Origin of the sequence: Pseudoalteromonas sp. S4492 (assembly GCF_005886115.1) — a bacterium.
In the GTDB taxonomy this organism is placed as follows: domain Bacteria; phylum Pseudomonadota; class Gammaproteobacteria; order Enterobacterales; family Alteromonadaceae; genus Pseudoalteromonas; species Pseudoalteromonas gelatinilytica.
Map to the genome: position 1 here is coordinate 42,494 of NZ_PNCP01000003.1, position 26,172 is coordinate 68,665.

At 39.4% G+C, this 26,172-nt stretch carries 21 protein-coding genes; 11 read left to right on the top strand and 10 right to left on the bottom strand.

Annotated elements, in window-relative coordinates; genetic code table 11:
• Positions 1 to 609 precede the first annotated feature (609 nt).
• A complete protein-coding gene (locus tag CWC28_RS00510) occupies positions 610 to 1,380 on the bottom strand; it encodes an EAL domain-containing protein (RefSeq protein WP_063703958.1) in 771 nt (256 codons plus the stop codon).
• A gap of 328 nt (positions 1,381 to 1,708) precedes the next feature.
• On the opposite strand from CWC28_RS00510, the gene CWC28_RS00515 reads away from it, so the two are divergent.
• A complete protein-coding gene (locus CWC28_RS00515; RefSeq protein WP_138624566.1) occupies positions 1,709 to 2,302 on the top strand; it encodes a class I SAM-dependent methyltransferase in 594 nt (197 codons plus the stop codon).
• Between the two features lie 64 nt (positions 2,303 to 2,366).
• Here CWC28_RS00515 and CWC28_RS00520 read toward each other — a convergent pair whose 3' ends face one another.
• Positions 2,367 to 2,627, bottom strand: a complete 261-nt coding sequence (locus CWC28_RS00520) for a hypothetical protein (RefSeq protein ID WP_138624567.1) — start codon at positions 2,625 to 2,627, stop codon at positions 2,367 to 2,369.
• A 396-nt stretch (positions 2,628 to 3,023) separates the two neighbouring features.
• On the opposite strand from CWC28_RS00520, the gene dptF reads away from it, so the two are divergent.
• From dptF to CWC28_RS00550, 6 genes are all read left to right on the top strand, one after another.
• Positions 3,024 to 4,613, top strand: coding sequence for a DNA phosphorothioation-dependent restriction protein DptF (gene dptF, locus CWC28_RS00525; protein ID WP_138624568.1), 1,590 nt, complete (start codon positions 3,024 to 3,026; stop codon positions 4,611 to 4,613).
• A gap of 3 nt (positions 4,614 to 4,616) precedes the next feature.
• Positions 4,617 to 5,915 (top strand): DNA phosphorothioation-dependent restriction protein DptG, encoded by a 1,299-nt coding sequence (gene dptG, locus CWC28_RS00530; RefSeq protein ID WP_138624569.1) that lies wholly within the window; start codon positions 4,617 to 4,619, stop codon positions 5,913 to 5,915.
• A complete protein-coding gene (gene dptH, locus CWC28_RS00535) occupies positions 5,896 to 10,950 on the top strand; it encodes a DNA phosphorothioation-dependent restriction protein DptH (protein ID WP_138624570.1) in 5,055 nt (1,684 codons plus the stop codon). The genes dptG and dptH overlap by 20 nt, the downstream gene beginning before the upstream one ends.
• Positions 10,940 to 12,064, top strand: coding sequence for a PIN-like domain-containing protein (locus CWC28_RS00540; RefSeq protein ID WP_138624571.1), 1,125 nt, complete (start codon positions 10,940 to 10,942; stop codon positions 12,062 to 12,064). The genes dptH and CWC28_RS00540 overlap by 11 nt, the downstream gene beginning before the upstream one ends.
• A 220-nt stretch (positions 12,065 to 12,284) precedes the next feature.
• Positions 12,285 to 12,524, top strand: a complete 240-nt coding sequence (locus CWC28_RS00545) for a hypothetical protein (protein ID WP_138624572.1) — start codon at positions 12,285 to 12,287, stop codon at positions 12,522 to 12,524.
• A 123-nt stretch (positions 12,525 to 12,647) separates the two neighbouring features.
• Positions 12,648 to 13,856: an AIPR family protein gene (locus CWC28_RS00550; RefSeq protein ID WP_138624573.1), complete on the top strand. Its 1,209-nt coding sequence runs from the start codon at positions 12,648 to 12,650 to the stop codon at positions 13,854 to 13,856.
• 64 nt (positions 13,857 to 13,920) lie between these two features.
• Here CWC28_RS00550 and dndE read toward each other — a convergent pair whose 3' ends face one another.
• The 7 genes from dndE to CWC28_RS00580 form a co-directional block, all read right to left on the bottom strand.
• Positions 13,921 to 14,280: a DNA sulfur modification protein DndE gene (gene dndE / locus CWC28_RS00555; protein WP_138624574.1), complete on the bottom strand. Its 360-nt coding sequence runs from the start codon at positions 14,278 to 14,280 to the stop codon at positions 13,921 to 13,923.
• Positions 14,280 to 16,271: a DNA sulfur modification protein DndD gene (dndD, locus tag CWC28_RS00560; protein ID WP_138624575.1), complete on the bottom strand. Its 1,992-nt coding sequence runs from the start codon at positions 16,269 to 16,271 to the stop codon at positions 14,280 to 14,282. Before dndD ends, dndE begins: the two co-directional genes overlap by 1 nt.
• Positions 16,268 to 17,893, bottom strand: coding sequence for a DNA phosphorothioation system sulfurtransferase DndC (locus tag CWC28_RS00565; RefSeq protein WP_138624576.1), 1,626 nt, complete (start codon positions 17,891 to 17,893; stop codon positions 16,268 to 16,270). Before CWC28_RS00565 ends, dndD begins: the two co-directional genes overlap by 4 nt.
• Positions 17,890 to 18,975 carry a DNA sulfur modification protein DndB gene (gene dndB, locus CWC28_RS00570; RefSeq protein WP_130167444.1) on the bottom strand — a complete coding sequence of 362 codons (1,086 nt, stop codon included), beginning with the start codon at positions 18,973 to 18,975 and terminating at the stop codon, positions 17,890 to 17,892. Before dndB ends, CWC28_RS00565 begins: the two co-directional genes overlap by 4 nt.
• A gap of 119 nt (positions 18,976 to 19,094) precedes the next feature.
• Positions 19,095 to 21,134, bottom strand: coding sequence for a DNA phosphorothioation-associated putative methyltransferase (locus CWC28_RS00575; protein ID WP_138624577.1), 2,040 nt, complete (start codon positions 21,132 to 21,134; stop codon positions 19,095 to 19,097).
• A gap of 10 nt (positions 21,135 to 21,144) precedes the next feature.
• Positions 21,145 to 21,297, bottom strand: a complete 153-nt coding sequence (locus CWC28_RS21875; RefSeq protein ID WP_171038270.1) for a hypothetical protein — start codon at positions 21,295 to 21,297, stop codon at positions 21,145 to 21,147.
• 432 nt (positions 21,298 to 21,729) lie between these two features.
• Positions 21,730 to 22,584 carry a LysR family transcriptional regulator gene (locus CWC28_RS00580; protein WP_138624578.1) on the bottom strand — a complete coding sequence of 285 codons (855 nt, stop codon included), beginning with the start codon at positions 22,582 to 22,584 and terminating at the stop codon, positions 21,730 to 21,732.
• Between the two features lie 81 nt (positions 22,585 to 22,665).
• Here CWC28_RS00580 and CWC28_RS00585 point away from each other — a divergent pair, with 81 nt between their 5' ends.
• Together CWC28_RS00585 and CWC28_RS00590 are read left to right on the top strand one after the other, a co-directional pair.
• The gene (locus CWC28_RS00585; RefSeq protein WP_105173754.1) at positions 22,666 to 22,887 is read left to right on the top strand and encodes a DUF2798 domain-containing protein; all 222 of its coding nucleotides are present in this window, start codon (positions 22,666 to 22,668) and stop codon (positions 22,885 to 22,887) included.
• A complete protein-coding gene (locus tag CWC28_RS00590) occupies positions 22,884 to 23,165 on the top strand; it encodes a putative quinol monooxygenase (RefSeq protein ID WP_105173753.1) in 282 nt (93 codons plus the stop codon). The genes CWC28_RS00585 and CWC28_RS00590 overlap by 4 nt, the downstream gene beginning before the upstream one ends.
• A 262-nt stretch (positions 23,166 to 23,427) precedes the next feature.
• Here the strand turns inward: CWC28_RS00590 and CWC28_RS00595 are convergent, their stop codons facing one another.
• Positions 23,428 to 23,733, bottom strand: coding sequence for a hypothetical protein (locus CWC28_RS00595; protein ID WP_063703979.1), 306 nt, complete (start codon positions 23,731 to 23,733; stop codon positions 23,428 to 23,430).
• Between the two features lie 113 nt (positions 23,734 to 23,846).
• Here CWC28_RS00595 and CWC28_RS00600 point away from each other — a divergent pair, with 113 nt between their 5' ends.
• Both CWC28_RS00600 and CWC28_RS00605 read left to right on the top strand, forming a co-directional pair.
• A complete protein-coding gene (locus CWC28_RS00600) occupies positions 23,847 to 24,755 on the top strand; it encodes a LysR substrate-binding domain-containing protein (RefSeq protein WP_062565916.1) in 909 nt (302 codons plus the stop codon).
• A 75-nt stretch (positions 24,756 to 24,830) separates the two neighbouring features.
• On the top strand, positions 24,831 to 26,141 hold the full coding sequence (locus CWC28_RS00605) for a BamA/TamA family outer membrane protein (RefSeq protein ID WP_138624579.1): 1,311 nt from the start codon (positions 24,831 to 24,833) through the stop codon (positions 26,139 to 26,141).
• Positions 26,142 to 26,172: the final 31 nt, after the last annotated feature.

The following is a 26,172-nucleotide window of genomic DNA, read 5'->3' on the forward strand; positions in this document are numbered from 1 at the left end:
CGAAATGGGCGACACAAGTTACAGATAAATTGTAACTACATCAACGAATAAGTTGTTATTTTTTTACAAAAACGGTACTAAAAGTGGGGAAAGTGAGAGTTATGAGTTTCGAGGGGAAAGAGTAAAGTTACGAGTTACGAGATGCGAGATGCGAGATGTAGGGGGCGTTTTAACGCCGAACAAGTAGCAGCGATTTTACATCGCGTCCAAGAGCCTAGCACCTAATGTTTCCCGTGTAGGACTGGCTTTAGCAAGGAAGTGTCTTAAGTTAGCGAGTTTCAAGGGGAAAGAGTAAAGGGGAAAGTTACGAGATACGAGGTAGCAGCGATTTTACATCGCGTCCTAGAACCCAAAACCTAGCACCTGATGTTTCCCGCGTAGGACTGGCTTTAGCCGGGAAGTGTTTTAAGTTAGCGAGTTACAAGGGGAAAGAGTAAAGGGGAAAGGAACGAGATGCGAGATACGAGATGTAGGAGGCGTTTTAACGCCGAACAAGTAGCAGCGATTTTACATCGCGTCCTAGCGCCTAGAACCTAATGTCTTCATGCGTCCGAGAGCTTACGGCTGAAAGCTCTTGTTTTATCGCAACTCGATTCTCGTTACAACCACTTACCCCAACTTACTAAAATCAACCTCTGGCAGGCTCTCAAACCCTGGGCGAGCGAAGAAATACCCTTGCATTAAACTTACGCCGGCTTGGCGCAACCATTGATACTCTTCAACTGTTTCAATGCCTTCGGCAAGGGCGGTGATGTTGAGCTCTTCAAACATAGCAATGCAATGATTCACTATGATTTGGCGTGCTTTATTTAAATGAATATCGCGTATCAGCTCCATATCGAGCTTGATTATATTGCTCTGGAAATCAGCCAATAAATTTAAACCCGAATACCCAGAGCCAAAGTCGTCGGTTGCGGTAATAAATCCGAGTGATTGGTAATATTCGATCACACGTTTGATGTGCGTACTGTCTTCAACCTGTTCTACCTCGGTAAACTCAAACATAATCTGCTCTACCGGAAAACCATATTGCTTTGCAGCTTCAAGGGTTGTTTTAATACAGCGCTCAGGCTTGTAAATTGCATTAGGTAAAAAATTGATACTAAGCACAGAATCAAGCTTCAGCTCAGCGGCAAGCGAAATAGCTTTAATACGACAAAGCTGGTCGAAGGTATAGCGGTTCTCATCGTTCACTTGTGAGATAACAGAATAAGCCGACTCGTTATTAGGCCCTCTAACCAAAGCCTCATAGCCAAAAATGTGCTTATCGGTGCAATCAATGATTGGCTGAAAAGCCATTGTAAAATCAAAACCTAGTGCCAAATGGTCTTCACACTGTTTGCAACCTGTTGGCTGGCAATGAGTTTGCTTGTCGTTCATGCTTACCTCAGACTAAAGTCTTCTTAATACATAATAGTGCTAGCAAATTGCCAATTGTGCAATGTTGTTGAGTTAAAAGTATATAATCTCGCAACTCGTCCTTCGCATCTCGCATCTCGTCCTTCGCATCTCGCATCTCGTCCTTCGCATCTCGCATCTCGTCCCTCGCACCTCGTAACAACTCCCTCCAACCACCCTCCAACTAACTTCTAATACCTACTCTAAAGCCGTTGATTTTTAGCATCTAAAATCACATTTCATCCTTTGCGTTACCTAGCTTTAATGGTATTTTAGCGCCAAGCAATCTTGCCCTTATAAAGGAAGTAAAATGGCATCCAAAACCGTCGAATACTACAACCAAAATGCGCAAGCATTTGTAGATGCCACACTCGATGTAGACCTCAATGAACTTTACGACGAATTCTTACCGCTGATCCCAAAAAAAGGCGCTTTACTCGATGCCGGTTGTGGCTCTGGCCGCGACGCTTTCATCTTTAAAGAGCGTGGTTATAGCGTAGATGCATTCGATATCAGCCCAGCTATGGCAAAGCTGGCGTCAGAATACTTAAACCAAGACGTAGCAGTAAACAGCTTTCTAGAGCTAAACGACGTTGCCAAATACGACGGCATCTGGTGCTGCGCAAGCCTTATTCACGTAGCAAAAAACGACTTAACCGACGCATTCAATAACCTTGCCCGCGCATTAAAGCCACAAGGCATCGTGTATGTATCGTTTAAATACGGCGACGGCGAGCGCGAACACAACGGTCGCGAATTTACCGACCTAAACGAACAAGCCATTGAGAGCATTATTAAAGGCACCGACCTGTTTATCCTCAAGTCATGGCAAAGCGCCGATCAACGCCCAGAGCGCGCCACAGAAACATGGCTAAACGCTATTTTGCACAGAAGAACGATATAGTAGCTTAGCTGCTTAACCCTAGCGCAAATAACAAAAAAGGTCGGCAATTGCCGACCTTTTAGCTTTAGTAATTAAACTCTTTTGCATCAAATTCACTTCTGCGTTCTTGCAGCGTTAATTGATGCTTTTTTGAATTCCATTTATTGTTTCTTGGGTTTGAGCTAAGTGCCGAAGAAATGCACTTTGCAGTGTTAGCATAAAAACCAATTTTTCTTTCAAGTGCACAACGCCAATCGTTTTTGCTATGACCAAAGTAAGTTTGGTTTACAACTTTATTTTTTAATCTAGCGTAATGATGACGCCTTAATGAGCGCGATTTTTTCATATTTTATCTCCACGTTGGAAGTGGCTACTGCTTCCAGTAACCGCCTAATCGGGAGATGAAATTCAATATTAGGTATTTGCATAGAGCTTGATATCCTTAAAAGCTCAATAACACGTGGTTATTTTTAAAAATTGTTCAAGTTTTTGATAGTTCTTTAGTCTGATAAAACAAAACTTTCAAACTGATTGTACCCTCTTAGAATGCATTTCTGCACTAAAATCCTCTTCAATAAATTAGAGTTATTATTTTATTCATCGAAAAAACCTATATTTTTCATGGTTATTCATGCTAGATTGTTCCTAAACTTAATGCTGGCTTAACGGCTCGTCATTTAGTATCAAGAAATAACCATGGAGCGGTTTATTCATTTTAAGCCGCAGTAACAGGATTTAGTTTATGCGCTTAAAAGAAGCCCTCAGCGTTTTATCAAAGTCTTCACCTTACGCTGTTTCTACAGAAAGAAACGCTCAGCGTCAGTCTCTACTTGATGAAATCAAGTCATACCTGTACATCCAAATGCCAATTGAGATCGCAGTAAATAAAGCTATTTCGAGCTTTGGTGCAAATGATAAAAAAATTCTATTTTTATGTGGTAGCAGTGGTGATGGTAAATCAGAACTATTAACCAAAGCTAAGCAGCAATACGGTCAACGAATTAACTTCCACTTAGATGCAACTCATAGCTTTGATCCTCAAGGTACTGCTATTGAAACGCTCGACAAAGTCTTTGAAAAATTCAATCAAGGATCAACACCTCTTGTTGTAGGCATTAATGCTGGCATGATGGGCAATTATGCAGAGGAAGGTAAAGATCAAAACATTAAAACTGTTATATCTCGCTATTTAACTAATCGTAAATCAATAACTGAAGACATTATCTTTATTAACTTTGAAGATTATCCTAAGTTTGCAATCCACGAGCATGGCTACGATTCAGAGTTTGCGCAAAAGTTATTAGATCGAATCACCCAGCCAAATGACAATATAATCAGGCAATTAGTCGAAAAAGAAAAACAACTAAATGATTTTGGCTCACAACGCATTATCACAAACTTTGAGCTTCTGAGTATCCCATCAGTACAACGAGTAATTGTTGATTTACTATTTAAAGCAAGATTAATGCGTGATCAATTCTTAACAGCGCGGGCGTTACTCGATTTTATTCATGAACTTTTAGTTTCAGACGGCTACTTGTTTGATAACTTATTTGCAGGTGGTGATAATGAGCTTGCAAATAAAATTGAAGATTTTGATCCTGCTAACTTAAGAACAAAAGAAATCGACCGTTTTATTCTTGCCTATGACTTAAACTTGCCAGATGAAGAATTCCACGCATTTAAAGGTGCTCTTCAAACCTTTGGAATTAGTGGTTTAAATACCGGGGCGCAATATTTAAGACTGTTTTATGTTCTTAGATATGAAGACTTTGCTAACGACTTCCATAAACAATTCAAACCTGACTTCAGTGCTACTTTGATTGATAAATACATTGAAATTTATCAGCTCCATAAAGATTTCAAAGATACACCAGAGCAAAAAAGTGAAATAAAAGCTTTTTATCGCGAAATATTAATTGCAGCAATTAGAACTTACATAAATAGAAACGCACCTAAGCTGGGTAAGAAGTACTTCTTACTGTCAGATTTTGGCGAGTACCAAGTGGCTGCACCAGCTGATTTATCAATGGACTTAGCTGAAGTTAAGTTGAATACAACAACGAGTAGTGCTTTTTTTAATGCGCGACTCAAGTTGAAAAACACAAAATTTACCTTGCCAATAAACATCAACTTATTAGCGTTGTTAATGAATATTAATAATGGCTATCGCCCAAATAAGCACGACAAAAACTCAGTTATTCTATTAGATGAATTAGCCAGTGAAATTATTCAAGAAGCTAAATCGTCAAATGAGCTGGTCATTACCGGCGATGGGCAAAAGTACCTCTTAGAGTTAGATGACGAAGAAATAATGGTAAGTGAGGGATAAGCAATGCCATTAGTTGAACAATTAAAACCTAAAAATAACAGTGCAGCTAGCTATTTTCCTGTTTCAGCCAACAGTGCAAATAATAAGTATGAATGGGAAACCGTTGTTGGCTTTTTTATCAAGTCATTGCATAACATAGAGCTAGAGAAAACGATTAATTCGCTAGATGACTTTAAGTTGCTTTGTAAAACTCAAATTACAAACAAACTTGATGGTGAGCCTTTTTGGCATATTATTGAGAAAATGTACTTCGACAACGAGCAAGTACTCAATATTTCGCCAGAAATGCAAGCTCTGAAAGTATTAAACCCAGAAAGTAGCAATGCGGGTGATGAGCGTTTAACATCTTTTTTAGTTGGCCTGTTGGGCGATTTACAACTAACTCAGCCGCCAGAGTCACATTTAAACTTTTTAGAAAGAGAAATCAAAACTGTATTTGATTCGCCTCTGGTTACTAAAAAAAGTCAAAAACTAAAGAAATTTAACAAGCCATACTTACCTGAGCTTAGTGAGTTTTTTCAAAAAGACTTAGAGTTTTTAGTAGGTTACCCAGAGCATTTTTTACAGAATATTAAGTCGTTTTTAAAGCTATATGGCTTTTTATATACCGCACAACTTGCACTCAATGTACGAGGTTGGTCGAGCCAACCAGAAGTAAAGCCATGTTATTTCATTCTTGATAGCGAAAAAGCAAGTAAAGAGCGTACAAAGCTGCAGCTTCATGGGCACAAACAAGTTGTTGAATCTAGTTATGCTTTGTTTCCTTATCTTGCTTTAAACGAGAGCTTGCAAGACGCTAAATCATCAATTGTGCCGCTATGGGAGCTTGTTGGTGAATTAACAAGTAATGATATTGATGCGCTTAACAACTATGCGGCTGATTTTCATGAAGACCGTAAGTTAACTAGTGAGCTACTACCGGCAGAAAATATAGATCAAGCCATTACAAGCCTAATAAAGTTATTTACTGAGCAGTTTAAGAAAGGCGCTACACGCGAAACAGCCTTTAGTAACTTTGTAAAAGCGACGCGTGAAACCTTAATTAAGCCTTTTGAACAAAGTCGTGGGCGAGCTGGTTCATACCTTGTTTTAAATCAGGACTACCTTTTATTACTTACCAATATCTCAATTGGCTCAAGAGAAAAGCTAAGACTTCATGAGCTGCTAGTTGAGTTTCAAAACCGTGGCGTATTTTTTGATAAAAGTAGTGAAGAATGTTTAATAGACCTATTTGAGCGTATGGGTAATGTTGAGCGAATGAGTGACAGCGGGGATGCAGTATATGTCAAAAAAACTATATGAAGACTTTTTAGTCGAGCACTTTTGTAAGTGGGCAGCTAAGGGCTTTGAAGGCGAAAGTCGTTTTCAATTTCGCTCTCCGGATAGCTCAAATAGCCAAAACTTATATGAAGCTTTATTAAGAAAGGCAGACACGACTGTAGAAATAGTAACGGCAGATATAAACCAGCAATTTAAAGCTCTATCTCTAGCTGATAAAAAGCTCATTCCAGTTGTACACAGTGAATCTGAAAATGGCCTAAGTGAAAACTATATTTCGCACCTACGCGATTTAATATCCAGCCAAGATGGAGAGTTGGGTGATTGCATTTTACTTGTAGTACACAACTCGTACTTAGATACATTAATTAACTCTGCAAGAGACTTAGGCAATGTAGGCGAGGTTTGGCACCCCTCTACAATAAAGCATTCATTGAGTGAATTGATCACATCAATTAGCGGTACGGATCAAATTTCTCAATGCCTTCTTGAACATCGCTTTAAACTAATAATTGAAGATGGCGCAACCATGTTCGGCTTCAGCGAGCTCTTTGAAGCACTTGAAGATGGCGTTATTCAATTTCGTGAGCTAGGTCTATTTAACGACAACACCATAATTGGTTGGGATGATACGGCACAAATAGATAAGCGATTATCACAAAATCATCAGCTATTTGAAAATATTAGTGAAATTGTTGAAAAATACCCGCAAGAGCTAGTTGAGAAGCTGGGTGATCTAGACCTTGGTGAAAAGTTTGTCTCAGAGCACTTTGGTGATAATAAAAACTGGCAAGATCTAGATTTTGGCGCAATTTTAAAAGAGCGTAGAGATAACAAAGAAAATCTACTTTCATTTGAAAAAGAAATTGCGCAAAACCTTACTTTTATTGCTCGTGAAAATAAAAAAGAAAGGCATCTAATCATTGAAATGCCAGAGGGTGAGTCTGAGTTTAAATTAGAGTCTTACTTCACTGGCGGCAAGATTTTAAAAAATGAATTAAAACTGCAACACACAAAAGAGCCAATTACGCTAGATGTAAATAACCGCTCAGCAAAGCATAGTGTCGTTGAAGTTATAGGCTCTTTCTCTGGGCAGCCTCTTTACTTTAGCGTTGACTTTAAACGAGAAAAGCCGCAAGAGAGATTTAAATACCGGATCCTTGTGTTACCAAAAGGGGCATTTTTCCTTGAGGACTTAGCTGATAGCTTTTTACTTGTACCTCGAAAACAACTAATTACACTGCAAACTAATGCTGGAATGCTTAAAGTCTCAGAGCAGGGTAGTACTGCTAAGGTAACTCAGTCTAATCAAACGTTTTTGGTTCAACAAACTCAAGTAGTTGACTTTGCTGAGTTCGCAAATGAAACTGATACACTTACCTTTGCCGTCCAAAGTGGCGAGAGTATTTTGAATTTTGAGGTCGATGGCGCAGTGTCATCAGACAGCCTATCATTGCCATTAGTTTTAGATACCAATTTATTTAACCGACTATATAACGATGATTTTAACGGTCTTTATAATCGTGCAAAAGAGAAAGTGGTACTAGATGGTAAAGACCTAACACCTAAAGGTTTGCGTAAAACGCTATTAAAATGGGAAGCAGAACTACAAGATAATAGGGCTCTAGCAACTACAGTGGGGCAGCGACCTCAATTAATGCTAAGCGATATCGAAAATACTCACCCATCACTATATAACGCTTACAGCGAACTATTTGATTACCTAGATGCACGTAAAGCGCTAATAAGTACATGCTCTTGGGGGCAACAGTTTACAAGCTTGGCGCAAAATGTGGTTGAGTGCTATCTAAGCGAAATAGAAAAAATAGAAACCAAAGCATTACTCTCCCCTGAGTCTAGCATGCTAGTAAATATTGGTATCGCAGAGTTTGAAGAGCAAGAGTTTATAACGCCATATCACCCACTATGCTTAGCTTATTTTACTCAATTAGTAACTAAAGCGGGTGATGAAAACGACAAAAGCTTTAATACATTACCAAAAGCCACATTAAAACGCTTAAATGCGGAAGGACTATTACCTTTTGTTTGGCACGCAAAAGATGGTTTTGCATACAACCAAGCTCTGCCTGACAATCGCATGTGGTGTAATCTAGTTGCAAATAAAGACGTTAGTTTAGGTTATGTACGCCCACTGGTAAGACAAAAAGCAAGCGAGTTTGCTAAAGCATTTGATGTGTTATTTAGTAAGGGCAAAAAAGAAACTCTGCATATCAACTCAATTAATAATGCCGATAACAAAGCATTGTTTCTAGGGTTAGTTGATTATCTAAAAAAACAAACACCAGACGATGCAAATCGGATCCATGTAAATTTATACGATAAATCACTACAGCGTACTTATTTTGATGAGTTTGCCGATGCGCCAAGTTACGATGAGTTAAAGAAACTTGCAGAGCTGAGCGGTGAAAAAGACAAAGCTGATGCTATAGCAGATATGCTTAAAAACCGTATAACTTACAGCAAGTTCAAACTAGAAAGTGAACTTGACTTTGCTTATGCGCACATTAGTTTTGTTCGTAACGACACAAGTGTTGAGCCAACGCCTGTTGATGTGTTAACAGAAAAGTCGGGTGTTGCATGCCATGGTTTATTAGCAGGTGAAACCGCCTATAACGAGCAAAACACTTACCTTACAACATACGGTTTGCAGAATTTAGTGTTAGATAATAACCCAAGCCTCAAATTGAGCAGTCAATTTAATAATCTAGCCAAAGCAGCTTGGTGCGGGCAAAAGTATGAAACCAATAATGGTCTAGCATTAAAAGTGGCGGGCAAGCTTACCGAGTTACTAGAAGATGTTTATGAGAGCTCTGTTTGGACAGTAATTATTGATCCAAAAGTAACGCTCGACTTTTTTAAATCGCAAAAAGATGCCGTACTAATACATTATTCAGACAACTTTTCAAATTCAGCTAATTACGATGCAATCACCGTAACAAAGCGCCGCGATTTATACGACCAAGTACTTTCACAAGGTGTTAAAGGCTTAATTGATGAGTTTAATGCCTTTAATGGTGAGTGGTTGCTTAAAATGATCACTTGCAATGATAACGAGCGAAAAGAGAAAAAAAGTATCATTGGCGCTTATAAGTACATTAACTGCCTATTACACCAAAGCGATATTACCTGGGTACCAATGAGCGTGGCCGAAATGCTACGCGTAGCAGGTAATGTTGGTTTAAAAATGAGTGAAAGTGAGTTTTCGCGCTTTGCTCAAGGTTTTAAAAGCGGCGCTATTTCAGATGATGTATTGTTCGTTGGTTTCAAAGATCAAAACATGTATTTGCTACCGCTCGAAGTGAAAATTGGTAAGCAACGTACTCATGATAAAGGCGTTAAACAAGCTAAAGAGTTAAAGCGCTATTTAGTTGAAAATCTATTTGGCCGTGACGACTTAGCAGGGCATTTATACCGCGGCCTATTCGTAAGACAAATTTTAATGCAAGTTGATAAGTTTGAATTATATAAAGTTTATCAACCAGATTACTTTGATGCTCTTAAATCACAACGAGAATGGTGGTTACAAGGTGACTACAAGGTTGCTGATTTAGCTGATTACCCGCAAGGTTTCATGATGGCATTTTTTGAAAATGCCTCATTTGCGAAAGAAGAATTCGACCTACAAGAAGACATTCTGCAAATAAAATTACCGAGCGCAAATTTGAATCGTTTTATCAGCACACCATTGCAAAGCTTGCTAAGCAACATTCAAAGCAGTGAGCTTTGCTATATACCTGAACAATATATATTGAATGGCAGTACTCAAGCTGATGAGAGCATTAGCATTAAGCCTGCAAGTGACAACCCTGAAACGAGTGATGATGCACCTGCAGTCAATAATGAAACTCCAGTTGTATTATCTAAAATTGCTGATGGGCCGATTGTAGTGGCTGAGCGAAAAGAGAAAGAGCCATTAAAAGTATTGGTGGGGCATGTTATACCGAGTAACGAACCTGTTTATTGGGAGCCCACAAATACCGCCAAGTTTATGAATACCAATTCAGGCATTATAGGCACAATGGGTACAGGTAAAACCCAATGTACTAAATCTGTAGTAACTCAGCTTTATCGAAATCAACATCAAAATGTAGAGGGTAAACCGATTGGCATTTTGATTTTTGATTACAAGTCAGATTATGTGGACGATAAATTTTTAAATGCTACGAGTGGCAAAAAGTTTAATTTGCATAAGCTTCCGTACAACCCTCTTAGTTTGTTTGGTGATACGCCAATGTTGCCTGTGCACACTGCCCGCGGTTTCTCAGAGACGATGGGTAAAGCATTCAACTTAGGCACTAAGCAGCAGCTTAAATTACGTAAGCTTATAGGTGAAGCTTACGACCTTGCGGGGATTCATAAATCTGACAAATCAACATGGCACAAAGCTGCACCAACAATGGCAGACCTTTGGGCGCTATTTTTAGATAGCGAACCCGCTGAAGATTCGCTTTATGCTGCGCTAGAAAGTGTTTGTGAGCTTGAAGTATTTGAAGATGATACTTCCAAGTGTATGTCGCTTTATGATCTAGTAGATGGCATTACGGTTGTAGAGTTAGCTGGTTACCCAAGCGAAGTTCAAAACTTAGTGGTAGCACTTACGCTTGATTTGTTTTACTCACAAATGCAAAAGCAAGGTAAGCCCGAAGTGCAAGGTGACTTTAGGCAAGTTACTAAACTTGTGCTGGTGGATGAAGCAGACAATTTTATGTCGCAGAACTTTCCAAGCCTTCGCAAGATCTTAAAAGAAGGCCGTGAATACGGTGTTGGTGTGATTTTATCGACCCAAGATATTACGCATTTTAAAACCGGTGAAAACGACTATTCAGCCTACATTTTAAGCTGGATTGTACACCGCGTAGCGCAAATCAAAAATCAAGATATTAAAGGCATATTCAATGTGGATGATAAATCAGAGCAAGAGCTGCTGATGAAAAACATTCGCGAACTAGAAAAGCATACCAGCCTTTATATCAACGGTGAAAAACAAATTAAACGTATTAAAGATAAGGCGTTTTGGGAGTTGTTAAATGAAAAGTAAGTTTCCTGGTTATATAGATGATTACTTGGAAAATAATATTCTTAATAGTGAGAAAGTAATAGTTGTTTTTGATACAAATATTCTATTGAACCTTTACCGCTATGAAAAGAAAATCGTTAACGACATATTAATGCAAATGAAATCTTTAAAGAAAAACAAGTTTTTTGAAATATGGTTACCACATCAAGTAGCGTTAGAGTTTAATTTACAAAGAAAGTCTACTTTTAAAAAACAGGAAAAAGCAGTTCAATCCATTAAAGACGAGTTTAGGTCGTTTAAAAAGAAAATTGAGGGACACTCTATTGTTGGTGGTAAAAACAGTGAGTTATTTCCCTTAAAAAAAGAGCTAGGTGCCCACTTTGATAAAATTGCAAATGTTATTAATAGTCACTTACCACAACAGAACAGAGTGAAGCGAAAAGATTCAGTAATAGACCACATATATGAAATATTTGATGGTTTAGTTGGTGATTGCTATTCAAGCGAGAGAATGGAACACATTGAAGCCGAAGGGAACTATAGGTTTAATAATAATATTCCGCCAGGTTTTGAGGATGATAGTAAGGAGATAACTTACAGTTATATGGGTACAAAAGTTGATGCTAAGTATGGAGATTATATTTTATGGAGCCAATTAATCGATAAAGCTAAATCCAATGCAATGACACTAGTACTGGTAACAGGAGATGAGAAGCCTGATTGGCATTCAAAGGAATATGATAGAGTCCGACCTGAACTTATCAATGAGTTTAAGTTGAAAACAGGACAAGACTTTTATTCTCTTACGCTGCCAAACTTTCAACGTTTTTTTGAACCGAAACTTAAACGTAAGCTATCTGAGCAAACAACAAATGAAATAATTGAACTCAACCAAAAAGATAACACAGGTTGGCTTGAGGATGTCTTGAGTGTTTTTCATCATTACGACAGGCCTTTACATTTAAAAGAAGTTTATAAGACCATTTTAGACGCTACCTCACGCGACTTACCGCCTAGTTGGGATGTAATTATTAGAAGGACAATATATAACCATTGTTCCGATGTGAAAGCTTACTTAGGGAAAAAAGATTTATTTAGAAAGCTCGAAAGTGGAAAGTATGAATTGAGAAAGTGATTTTAGTTTTAATGCATTGATATAGTTTAATAAAGTTTTATCATGCGTTAGATTCCTAGCTGCGTAAGTTAGGTTAGCCCCCTAGCCTGCAAGCAGGCTTGGGATAAATTAATGGCTTCAACTCCAGTTCTTATGGCCTTGAAGCTGTTACTTACAGTCACCGTCATACTCAAGTAGGTATAGCTACCGCTAAGAGGCACGGTTTTTTAGAGGTATAATTATGTCAAAAAATAAAAAATCAAGTAAGAACTTTTCAAAGAATCCATTTGTTATTATCTTTATGGCTTTGATAAGTTTAAGCTTTATAGTTACAGCTGACCTTCAGGTGGATTTTGGGTTCCGTATAGAGGAATCTACGACATCTCAAACAGCTAATGAGCAGCAAGTTGTTCAGGACTATAGCTTTAGATTTATTACCAAAGGGAGTACTGTATTCCAGTTGGAAAAAGAGTCTAATTAGCTTTTATTATTTGAATGTATAGGGGGGCGTGCCCCCCTATTTTTGAAACCGAGATATCGCTTTCACATAACTATCGCAAGATCGTATTGGCGGCAAGCATCCCCCAAAATAAATAGGAAAAATATGAAAGAGTTAACATTTAACATTACCTGTGATGACTACAGAGTATTGCAAATACCAAACAGCGAAGGTCAGAAATCAAAGTTAGGTACCTTGTTCGCTAGAGTTGAAGATTTACCTAAGGATTTAAAGGAGTGGACGTCTGTAAACCCTAGGAATCCAAAATTTTCTAAAACTGAAAAACTATCAGGGCAAGTTGCTAGATCAATTGTAAAGACTTTAGAAGAAGAACCCGAAAAATTCGCATTGAAAAACTTAGGTGTGTATTTACTAGTAGACCATGTTGAATCTAATAGAATAAGTGGTGATAGGCATGAAGTTAGTATTACATTAAGCGATATAGATAAGCATGGTATTGTTAATGGTGGTCATACTTATAGGGCTATTCGGCAAGTCATCGAACAAAATACATATGAGGGACAAGCTTTTGTAAGGCTACATTTGTATCAAAATATTCCTGAGCAACAAATCGTAGATTTAGCAGAAGGGTTAAATAAAAATTTACAAGTTGATCAAGCAAGTTTAAAAAACTTAGTCAAAAAATTCGATCCTATAAAAGAAGCAATGAGCGGGAAGCGAGGCGGAGATCAAATTGCATACTCGGATGGCGAGCCTGGAAAAGTTGATATCTTGGATGTCCTTCATATTTTGAGTGTTTTTGATTTAAACCAATATCCTGGGAAAGATAAACATCCGAATGATATTTTTGGTAGTAAACAAAAAGTGTTAAAGCGATATGATACTGATATTGATAATAAAGAAAACTCAAGTTTTGCACGTTTACTGCCAAGGATTGATGAGATTCTAATCTTATCTGATGAGGTTCAAAAGCAATGCGCTAAGATTACAAGTTATTACAAAATAAAAAATACTGAAGACTCAAATCGAGTCGGCTCAGTTGACCACAAACGTGACGCAATATTCTCTGATGGAGAGATTAGTGGGTTAATTCCTCAGGGATGGTTGTACCCAATGCTTGCATCCTTTAGAGCTAACATTTGTCGAAAATCTTGGGATAGTGGTCAATTGGTGTGGTTAGAGGAACCACTTGTATTATTGTCTGAAGTCATAAATGATTTAGTTGAAATAATTACTACAGCTCACAAAGAACAAAAAAGTAGGCCAGGAGAAGTTGGACGCAAGCCAACAGCATATCAGTTATGTTACTTTACGGTGTTCATGAAGCTGGTTGAGGATGGAAAGGTAGGGTAACTAAATCTATTTTCCATATTGAAAGGGCCTCTGAGGCCCTTTCAAAATTAGAGGTATCTGAAAGTTAATTCCGAGTTATTGCGTTAATTAATGAGCAAAGCTCACTTTGATTCCTAATAGCAGATACCCCATCCTCAACATGCGCTGCCCAAGCCATCTGTAATTCTTTATCAGAATATTCTGGGTAGCGTTGTTTTAAAAGCAATTCAGTGACCATTTGCGTTTTACCCAGCCAAGTATGTTTATCAAGCTTAAAGCTGCCAGAGAGCTTATAATCAGTATCTTTATCAAATACAAAGCCCTTTTCAATAGAGCGAAAAAAAGCAATACGGGCAGCAACGTTTGGTGTAACGCCTGTTTTGCCTTTTAGCGTTTGTAATTGCTCTTCAACGGCTTTATTTAGCCACATTGTTTGTGGGAGCATTATACGGCCTCCTGTGCAAGCTCAGCCCAAAAGTAACCCTCACGAATAGTTGAGCTACTTGCTTGCTGATTAAATTCAATTTCGAACGCGTGAGATACTTTGTGCTCAATAGCTTGGTAGAAGCTTTCATCTACCTCGGTGTCTGTTGATAGTAAAATTACTTGCTCGCTGGCTTCAGGGAAGTAGTGTTTAATGAGCTTGTCGCGGTGTTTAGAGTCTAATCGGCCAAGAGGCGTGTCTACCACCACAGGTAGTACTTTGCCAGAAAGCTTACCTAGCGCCTCTAAAATAGCAAAAGCAAAAATTTGTTTTTCACCAGCGGACATTGATTTGCGGTTAATCACAGAGCCTTCCGCATCAACAAGGTTTACATCAAAACTGTTAGGGTCAATTTTAGCTGATAGCTTTAAATCTTCTTTACGAGCAAGTTTGCGGTATGCCTTAACAAATAGCTCTTCAAGCTGGCTAACACGCTGTGAAGTAAGTGCTTCTTTAAATTCGTGGAGTACGTTTTGGCTTTGCTCTACTCGCTCCACAGCTTTGTCTGATGAGTGTTTATTTTTAAGTTTTGCGTAAAACTTTTCTAAACGTTTTGCTAACTCGAGCTCTTTCGTTTTGAGTTCTTTCGCTTTAAGTAATTCGCTAATGTACTCTTTGCTAATTGCATCGCGCTGTTTTTCAAGAGCTCGTAACGATTCGTAAAGGTCTTTAAGCTCTTCTGCATCTGGGGCACGTTCAATATTTATTGATAAGGTACTTAGCTTGTTTTGAACAGCTTCAAGGGCTTGTGTTAGCTCTTTAAGTAATGCCTGTGATTTTTGAGCATCTGTTACTTGTGCCTGAATAAGTGCAAACTCAGAATCAGAAATATCCAGCTCTGGCGATTCCATACTACTCTGCGCAACTAATTGGCCAAAATAACTGTTTACCGTTGCCATAATGTCGTTACTTTGAGTACTAAATTGCGTTGCTAATTTAGCTTCTAAGTTAGGTAAAGCTTGGGTGAGCTCATTGCCAAACGCTTTTGCTTGTTTGATTTTTTGATCTTTTGTTAACTGCTCAATTAAGCTTTGCATTGCCGTTGGTGCTAAAGCCATTGGTAATGAGCCACTTAATTCTAGGCGAATTTTAGCTGTAAGCTCTTTTTCAAATGCAATAAGCTCTGATACTTTGGCTTCTTCTTGAACTTTTGTTTTTGCCCAAGCGCCGCCACGCGCTTGAATGCTTTGCTCTTTACTGGCTATTTTTGTTTTAAGGTCTGTTAATTGAGTTCCAATATGGTCAGCATTACGTTGGGCTATATTGACTTGTTCTGATATCGCCTTTTTTTCGGCCTCGGCTGTATTAATCTTTTTAATAGTTTCTTTGTCTGCTGCTTCTGCACCCAAACCTTTAAGGTAAATACTTAAGTCAGAATCAAGGCGATTAATTATGTCGATACCAAGCAGTTTTTGTACTGCTTCTTTTAAGTACGAGCCTGTGTCGTCTTCGGCAAGCTCTGCAATTTTTTCACCATCAAAAAAGAATAAATCACCAATACCCGGCGGCACTAATTCATGTAAAAAAGCTTGCACCTGTTCGCTATTAAGAGAAGTGTCTAGCACTCCATTAATTGTAAGCGTTAATGTTTCATCATGCTCAGCTTGCCATTGGCGTGTGACTTCATAAAGCTTGTGTTCGCCCTGATGAGTGTGTGTAAAGCTTAATGAAACTCGTGCTTGTGCGCTTTCATCACTTTTTAAAGCAGTGTTATTTGTTTGTTCATTTAAATAAGCAAGATAGTCTTTTTTAGTGATCACCGCACCAAGTGCGCGTTTACCAAGTAATGCTAAACGAATTGCAGTTAGAATTGATGTTTTACCTGCACCGTTTAAACCACCAAATAATATAATTGGGCGTTCAAAAACACCTTCTTTGCGAGGTGTTAAGTCGATACTGGTTTCGCCATTAAAAACTCGAAAGTTATTAAGCGTGAGTGTTTTAAAAATCATTCTATGCCCTCAGCTTTTAACATTGCGTTTATTTGCTTTAACTCGTCTTCAAGCGTTTTTACTTCATTACTTTGGCGCATTTGCTTTTGTCGGATATCTAAATTAGAGGCAATAATAGTCTCTGCGCTTTCCCAGTCTTGCTGAATTAGGCGACCAATTCGATTAAATATACCGGTACGGCGAGCAAGCCCACTCATTTGTTTTTCAACATCGATCAGCTTTTTAACCATTTGCGGTGACACGCCATATTTAGGTGCGATGTCATGTAATAACTGGCTTTCGGTAAAGCTGAATTGGTTTGAGTCATCAATCGTCCAGTCTAACTTAATACCTAAAATATCAAATACAATAGCAGGTAATGAATCGTCCCAATCAGGCTCGTTAGGATCGTTAAGCCACTCGTGACGTACAGCGTGCAACTCATCAACAGTAATTAGCTCTACATCTCTACCTTGCTCATTAAACTGCTTTTGAATATTAAGCAGTAAACGCATGGCATGTTTACGGTATTTTAATAGGTAAGGGCCCGTTGTGTAATCGTCGGTAAGTACGCGCTCTTTGTCTTCTTTTAATGTTTTAAATGCAAGTCGACCATCACGGCGTATATGGTTGCGATATTTCTTTTTAAGCTTTGGTGAAGTACTGCGAGAAAGCATGTTGCGATACTTTAACAGCGGTAGCATCCATTGCTCACCATTTTGAATTAAGCTCTCCATTGCGCGGTCTTTGGTGACAACAGTACAAGTCCAGCATCCAAAGCGCGAGTTACCGCACGATGGTGTTGTTTCATCAATAACGAGAGGGCATTCACCTTGGCCAGATGAGTCTTTATATAGATTCCATAAAACTAGGTTTTTACCACCCCATGGGTTTTCCCATTCAAGGTCATATTTATCTAGCCATTTATTTTTTGTGCCGTAGGGCGTTTCTTCCGTTTTTAAATGGCAAAGACGTAATATCTTCCATACGTCATCTACGCTCCATGTATCGATTGGAGTGTAAATAAATGCATTATTTAATGTAGTGTGTACAGCAAGATCAGAGCCATCAATTTTGTGCTTTTTGATAACTTGGGCACGAGAGGCACTTTCTTGAGAGCGAGAGCCAAGTACAACGATTACTTCGTCATATTCACTAACACGCTCTTTTATAAATGTACTTACCGGATCAATTTTCATTCGCTCAGTACACCAGCGGAAGTTACGCGTTGGTGCTGGGTAACCCTTGCCTAGTAAGTTTGCCCAAAAAGTATTGTTAGATTTAGGCACAACCTTATGCGAAGTAATTGGTAAACCTTCGCGTCTTGCACCTTCTTCAATAAGTTTTAGAGATTTATCGACATGGTCAACAACCATAGGCGTTTCAACTAGGGTGTCTGATGCAACAACAAATACAGGCTTATGGCGATCTTCGGGCTTTAATCCTAATAACGCAAAATAAACGAGTGTCATCACTGCTGATGAATCTTTACCGCCGCTGTAGCCTATAACCCAAGGACGTTTGTCGGCCATGTACACTCGCTGCGTATTAGCTACAAATTCATGAAGCTTTCCACCTGCAAATGACTCGTTTTCTATAAACTCGATATAGTCGTCTAGATCGTACTGATTTAATAATGTCATGTATTTAACAATTCTTTTTCTTTAGCTAGCTCTTCAACAGAGGGCTTTAAGCCAATTTGTTTTTTTATTTCTATGGCTGTTAAAAATATATTTGAAACGGCTTTAGAGAGTCGACCATGGTTCATTGCACGGTTTTTCCAAGCTGGGTTTGCTTTTCGCCAATCAATTTTATGTAACTGAGTGTAACATTTACTCTGCTCAGGCTCACTGAGTTTTAGTAGTTCGTTGCCTACTATTGCCAAAGCTTGAAGCCCTATACCATGAGCACTAATGTACTCTTGTCGAAACTCTGTGGCTGAAAGCTGTTTGTCTCTTACTTGCTGCCACTCAGGCATATATTGGTTTAGATTGCGCCAAAATGAGACCGCTATTTTTCTCTCTTCATCGGTGTATCCCTCTTTAAGGCCTTTACCAAACAAGGCTTTATTAGCTTGTTTAATACCGCTCAGGGTAAAAAGCTTGCTGCTTTTTGCTGCAATTGCAGAGCGTTCAAACTCTGTAAAGCCCAGAAATGGTTCACATTCTAAAGCAAGGTAACGAGCCAGCTCTGCGGCTTGATCTCTGTGATCGTACAAGGTCGACAGAGATGCACTTGGCCTTACGGCATACTTATTTAAATCGGCAAACATTTGCTGACTGCGTTGTAGGCCTTCGTCAACAAAGAAAAGTACAGCGATGTTGTCTTGGCAAAGCTCTGGTCTTTCTTTAATTGCTTCTTCAATGGCGGCACGTCTATGTTGGCCATCGTTTATAAGTATTTGGGCATCCATAGGTACTTTTAAAGTTCCTAAGTTAATACCATCACCCGTGCTAATAAAGTCAACTTCTGAGCCAACAGATGCAGTAATTGCTGAAAAAACATAATCATTTGGAGAATCAACCAAATAACGCGCCATTTCAGGAATACGGTTTTTATTTAAAGTACGCTGCGCTCTTAATTCGACAGGGACTTCTTCTTCATCATAAACGAATATTTTCGGGATAAGTCGAAGTGGGCAGGTAGCAATGTAAAAAGGTTTGCCAGCTTGCTGGCCTCTTACAGCAGGGAAGCTGTAACAATAGTTTGAATCTAAATTACTCATTGGTGCAAGTCCATTATGCAGGTTTACGTAATATTATTACGTACCTTACGTAATATTTCTACACAAAACTTGCTTTCAAAGAGGTTATTTTAGCAAATTAAATAAACTTTCATAGGATTTTAATGTTTTAGTTTTATAAAACGATCTCCTTTTAATTCTATTTTCCAATACTCAAACACCTTTTGCAGTATTGGCCAGTTTGGCCACTCTGATTTTTCGACTCCTTTGAGCATGGCTGCTAGTTTCTTATCGAAGTTTTGCTGGCTTTTGTATTCACTGCTGCCTTTTTGTAAATAATCAATCTTGTTGTACAAGGGTTGATTTGGGTAATCATCGCCATAGAAAAAGTAGTCTATATCTTGTTCGAGTAATTTTACTTTTACTCGCTCAATAAGCAGTGGCAGCTTTTTACTAAAGTCATCGTATTTTAAAAAGGTCACTTTGCCAGAACGCATATGTATTTTTACTAAATCAATGTCTTCTATGTCGCCATAAAGTTGCGCTGCAGAGCCAATGTAAACACGTAAAATAGCAGGGAGTTGGTTTAAAAAGCGGGTAGGCAAAATATAAGAGTGATTGTCGTGCAGTTCGCCAAGTTTTATATTTTCATATGCTTGATAACATGCATTACCAATATTGGCAGGCTCAGAAATTGAAAATAGCAGTGACTTAGCTTCTTCGAGTGCATGATTATAGCTTTCGAAGTGTATTTTTATATCGCGGGTAAGCTTTGCTGGCATATGGCTTTTAGCTTTACGTTTTCCAAACAGACTAAGGGCAAAATAAACGAGTAAATCGTCATGCCTTTTGGTTTTTGCTTGGTTGAATTCGGCTTGGTCGTAGTTGCCTTGTAAAAACTGGAACGCCTTATTATGGCTGCTAAATATTTGCCTAATTGCGAGGCTTTGTTCAAATTCATCATTTGCAGGCATTCTGCCTAAGTGTAAGCAGTATTGCCAAAAGTCAGCTAATAAGTTTTGATGCTTTTCAAATAACGATTTTTGCTCAGCTTTATTTACAACCTTAGGTGTTGGGCGTTGTGTAATGTGCTGCCAGTTATAATTTTTAAATTGCAGCTCAAGATGGTGTGCTTCTTCAAGTTCTGCAGATTTAAATACAGCAATGATACCTTGCCCAAATGGAGTTGTTTTTACTTTTAGAACTTGCTCTATATAGCAGCGTATTTGCGCTTGGCTAAAGTATTTTTGAAACGTATTACGGCTAGTTACCACACCATCTTTATATGGCTTAAAATGCTCTTGCTTGGCTTCGTTAGCCAGCATGACAGAAACAAGTAACAACTTATTTGTATATTGGTATGCGGCTTTTAGCGTGTCTTGGCGCTCTGTTTGATCCTCAATAACATTAAGTACAAAGCCAAGATTAACGATATCGCATGGTGTTTTAGTTGCATTAGGGCGATGAACAGGGTCCCAGGCATTAATGTTTAGTCCATGAGCTTCAAGCTCGGTCGCATCGTCACCTAACCCACACCCGTAATCGAGTATTGAATAGTCACCATTTAAGTAGCCATACTTTGCAAGTTTTTGGAATGGGGCTGATAGTCTATCTCTGTTTATAGCTGTTAGGTGTCGCTGTATTTGTTGTGGTTGTTCGGGGTTTTTTGATTCAACTATTTTGGCTACTTGATGAAGTCTGCCATTTTCATCTAACTTGTAGCCTTTGCGTTTTATTAAGTTTTGCCATTGCTTTTTGAAGCCAATACTTTTGGTGTTTTGATAAAGGCCTATTTGCTCACCTTCTTTCGTTAATTCTTCAAAGAGCTTGTAATTAGGGTAATTTGGTAAAACGAATGTTTCTTTACGATGTAATATTGGTGGGTTGGCAGAGCTACTGTAATCTGTCGTTTTTACCGTGTTTTCGTAAATGTCTATTGTGTGGCTTTTTAGAAGCTCTGGGTATGAGCTTTGATCAAAACTAGGATACTCGAGCAGGGTAAATTTAAAATCACGTTTATAGAGTTTTATTAGATTCCAATCTGCATCTATCTCTAACGTTTTTATAGTTGTATTTATTAACGCTGATAGGGCCTCTGGCAAGCATTCTGTAATAGAAGATTTATGTAGATAAATAGCGGTAGGTAAAGACTTCCCATGCTTTAGGCTTTTAATTAATTGCTTGTATTCAGGAAAGTCCATAGTGGGTTATTTATTCAAAATAATAAAAATAAGCGCGACCGCGTTTTTCAAACTTAAGCAAACCTCGCTCACGGCGGTGCATTAATTCACAAGCACTTATTTTAAGGTGCTTCATCGCTTCTTTGCTGCTAAGCCAAACACCTTTTGGATTTTGCTCTGTCATTTTAAATTCTCAGCTAAGTTAAAATTAATATACATAACTCTTTATACATCGACAAATTTAGCCTTAAGAGGATGTTGATTTTCCCCGTGTTCACACCCGAAATTGTATTAATTATGAGAAATTTACAGCTTGGATGCTGTAAAAAGCGTAGCTTGGCCACGGATGGCCTATCTACGCTGTTTACGTTCATTTAATTTATTCAAATTGAGGGGACAGTGTGAACCTCGGGGCGCCGAGAGATTCCAAAGAGAAGTCGGCGTTTACTTCTCTTTGGTTGCCGTCGCCAACGCGACAATAATTAAATTAACGCGATATAAAATCGCTGCTACAAGCGTATTTATAAACCTTATTATTGAGTTACTAGACGGGCTAAAGCCCGACCTACAATGCCTCGCATCTCGCATCTCGCATCTCGCATCTCGCAACTCGCAACTACAGTTTCAACACCTCTCCTTGCAAGCTTGGTGAGTCTGCAATACTGGTTTGGAGTTGTTCTATCAACAACTGGGCATTCGCTGATGGTGTGCGTGAATGTGGCCAGAGGGCGTAAATTGGCCTTGCGGGAATACTGTGGGGGGAGTCGACATAACTAAAGTTGTTGGTGTCGTCTATACAGCAAATTTCGCTCATGGGTAGTAAGCCAATGCCATAGCCTGCTTCAACCATTTTTCTGGCGATTGTAATATCAAAACAAAAACTTATATGTTCATACTCTGTTTTTAATTTATTTAGCAAACCGCTGGGGAGTTGTGATTCTGAATAGGGCAGTATCAGCCTTGATGTTGGGGCATCTTTCTTTTTAATCAGCTTTATAGCGATCATGCCTAGGCGCTTTTGAAAATAGCTTGAGTCTTGTTGTTCGCCAATGCGAATGGCTAAGTCAAAACGTTTTTGGCTTAGCTGGCTATTGGCATTACTTGGGTAAATGTGGAGGTTTAGCGTAGGGTTTGCCATCGCAAACTGATTAACTGCACCCATCAGTGGGCCCGCAATGATGTTTTGTGGGCACAAAAGGTAAAACTCTTTTGCAGTGGGTGAGTTATTTAGTTGCTCAAGCTGGCTGTTAAGAGCAAGCACTTGTTCGCCTAACTCGTTATACAGTGATTCGCCTTTGGCGGTTAACACAATGCCTCGGGCTGTGCGTTGCAGTAATGGCTCAGCGAGTTTTTCTTCTAACGCCTGAATGCGCCTTGATAGGGTCGATAGATTCAGTCCTAAATCTTTTGCTGTTTGGCTCATGCTTTTACGGCGCGCTATTTCAATAAATAAATGCAGATCATCCAGCATACGACTCCCTCAATCTTAGTTTGCATTTTCGTGACTGTTGCCACTTAGCCTGTGCAAATATAGTAACGCCAAGGAGGACATATGAAAATTCATTTTACTTTTACTGCGGCATTTTCGTTTTTAATGTCGTTTTTACTTTCGGCATGGGTCACTTATGTCAACTTAGGGCTGAGCGATACATTTTTTCTAAGTTGGATGAAGGCGTTTGCTAATGCGTGGCCTGCTGCGTTTGTTGTGGCTTTTACGGTTGCCCCGCCTATTCGGGCATTGGTTTTAAAGTTATTTAGTAAGGATTCAGTATGATTAATATCGTGGCAAAAATTACCCCAAAGGCTGCATTATTTGACGACTGTAAAAGGCATTTACAGAGCATATTAGCAGTCACTCGTGCAGAGCCTGGTTGTAATCGTTTTGAGTTGTTTGCGAGTAAAGAGCAGCGTTGTTTGTTTTTAGTTGAGCAGTTCGCATCGCAAGCCGCCCTTGATGAGCATTATGCTCAGCCTTATACCAAAGCGGTATTCGCGTTTTATGAAAATGCCTTGGCAGAGCCGGTTGAGGTAGAGAAGGTGGAGGTGTGTTGAGAGAAAAGTTTGCGAGATACGAGGGGAAAGGAGCTAGGCTCTAGGCACTAGGTGTCAGTCGAACTGTTGGGTTGTTAAGGTCGAACGTTCTTCTGTGCAATAACAACCTTGTAGGAGGTATTGTAGGAGGTACTTGAGTGCCGAATAAAACATAAAAGAGCGATCAGCCGTCAGACAAAACAGGTCACGCCGACAGGCAAAAAAAACTAGGCTACTGGGGAAGTACAGCTATTCGTAGCCTAGTTTAACAAGGTTGAAATGGTTACAGCATATGCAGGATTTGTTTGGCTTTTTCGCGGGTTAAACACGCGGCCATTGGGCGTTTTGCAAATAGCTTGGCTGAAACTGTTTGTTCTTTGCCCATGTATTGGTTATGCAGTGTTTGCACATTGACTTTACAGGTCACCGAATGGCTGTTTTCTACATAGCGGATTTCTACTCGCTCTACTTTTTTAATTAAGTTTTTATAAGGGTAGCCTTCATCGGTATCAAGCTGAGTAATTACGGGTTGATTGGCATAACTAAAGCTTGTGGCAACTATAAGTAATAAAATAAGTAAGTATTTCATGGTGGTTGTCCTTGTCTTGTCGCGGTTGGCAATATGAGTATTACTCGTGTTACCACTACTGACAAACGATTAAAAATTGCCTATGCTTAAGTTTTTATTAACCATAAAAGCGTATGCAGTTACCTCCATTAAAAAGCCTTTGGTATTTTAAGCACGCGGCAGAGTTAGGTAGTTTTAAGCTTGCGGCAGAGCAGTTGTTTGTTAGCCAAGCTGCGGTTAGCCAACAAATTCGCTTGTTAGAACAACAGCTTGATTGCAGCTTGTTTACTCGTCATACCCGTTATGTTGAGCTGACTCGCCAAGGCGAACAGCTGTTACCCCATGTACTTAAGGGATTTAGTCATTTACAGGCAGGTGTGCAGGCTGTTAGCCAAGATAGCCACCCGAATACGTTAAACTTAACTGTGCTGCCTTCGTTCGCCAGTGGCTGGTTACTGGGCCGTATTAGCGACTTTCAAAACAAATACCCCAATATCAAAGTGCGTATTGAACCAAGCGATCAACTTGCCGACTTTTCAGCGGGGCAAGTTGATTTAGGCATTCGGTTTGGTCAAGGAAACTACCCAGGTTTGCACAGTGAGCTTATCAGCGACGACAGCCTATTTTTGGCTTATAAACCCGGTGCCATTGATGTTAATAAACCCCTTAAACCGCAGATTCTGGCACAAAAACTAATTAAAGATGTGTGCCCAGACGCAGAGCGCGGTTGGTTAACTTTGGCTCAGCAATTAGCTGTAAGCCCAGATGCGCTCCCCGCACTTGAAATTGATAACGCTGCACTGGTTATTCAAGCCACGTTAGCAGGGCAAGGTATTGCAATGGTAAGGCGGCGGTTAATCGAAACTCAACTGCAACTTGGTCAGCTAGAGATTTATCCAAACTATGAGTATCACTGCCAATATAAGTACTACCTTGCTGCGCCGCCCGAACATTTTAAATGGCAAAAAGTGCAGCTGTTTAAAGATTGGTTGCTTGCTCAATTTGCTTTAGATGATCAGCAGTTTTATCAACTTCATCAGTAACATTTGCGTTAAATCATTTTAAAGTTTTTAAGCACCAGCTATGCTTATTTAAGTCGCTTACTAAAGGAGCTAGTAATGCTTAACTTTAAAGTTATTTTTTGTGGCGTTTGTGTGGCTGCAAGCCTAACGGCCAATGCTGATATTTCCCGTGTAAAAGCAAGTATTGAGCGTGTTGAGAGCGCGAATAAAAAGCACGAGTCTTTACTGCTTCCCTACTTATTTAGCACCGATACCATGGGGCTAAACTTTGGTGTGGGTGGCATGATCAAAGGTTACCATCAACCACAAATGACCGTTGGCGCTACTGCATTTAAAGGTGATGTGAGCGAAGGTGCGTGGGCAGGTCTGTTTAACTATAAGGTGTTAGATTCAGAGCGCTGGTATTTTAGTGCCAGTGGCATGGCTGCGTATTTTCCTGATCAGCGCGCTTATACCGGAGGCCATAAAGTGCCCATTGCTGACAACGTCGTGTTCCCCGGTAGTAATGACTCTTCAAACGAGGTGTATTTAGAAGCCGATGGTAGCTCGAATTGGTTTGATGCCCGCATCGAATACGCTTTACCGTTTGGCGCAACATCGCAAACAGGTATGGTGCGTTACCAACTAAAAAACGGCTTGTTGGTTTCTGAGCCATCGGGCGGGGCACAGTGGAACCCGTTGGAATCGGGTGTAATGGTTGCAACTGCACGCTATTTTAGGCGCTCGCAAAGCTTTGAATTTAATGAGGGTACACAAGATGGCAGTATTTCAGCAATGGAATTTGGCCTGCTCTATGACAACACCGATTTTGCAACTAACCCAAGTTACGGAAGCAGGCAGTATCTTGCCTATAGCCAATCAATGCCAGGGAGTGACGATATTTATGATTGGGATTTGTGGCAGTTTAATGGCAGTAAGTTTATTTCTTTAGGGGCAAGTGAGTTTGCTCATCAGCGTATTTTAGCATTTAATTTTTGGGCTGCTTATTCACCTAGCTGGCAAGTTAATCACACTCTTGATGGCACTAAGTATATCTCTGATGCTGCACCGTATAACGAAGGCGCTACATTAGGAGGATTTAAGCGTTTACGGGGTTATGACTTTTATCGGTTTCATGACAAAGCCGCTATTTATGGGGCATTCGAATATCGCTATACCCTTAAATATAACCCAATAGCAGATGTAAATTGGTTAAAGTTTTTGAAGCTGGATTGGTTTCAGTTAGTTGGCTTTGTAGAAGCGGGTCGTGTGTCGCCTCATTTAACCTTGGATACATTATGGCAAGACTACCATTATGACTATGGTGTTTCGTTAAGAGCTATGATGTCGGGATTAGTCGTTCGAACAGAGCTTGCTAATTCAAAAGAAGGGGCCAATTTTTGGGTAATGATAGATCAGCCTTTTTAGTGAATTTGGCGCAGATTTGTTGCAGTTTTAC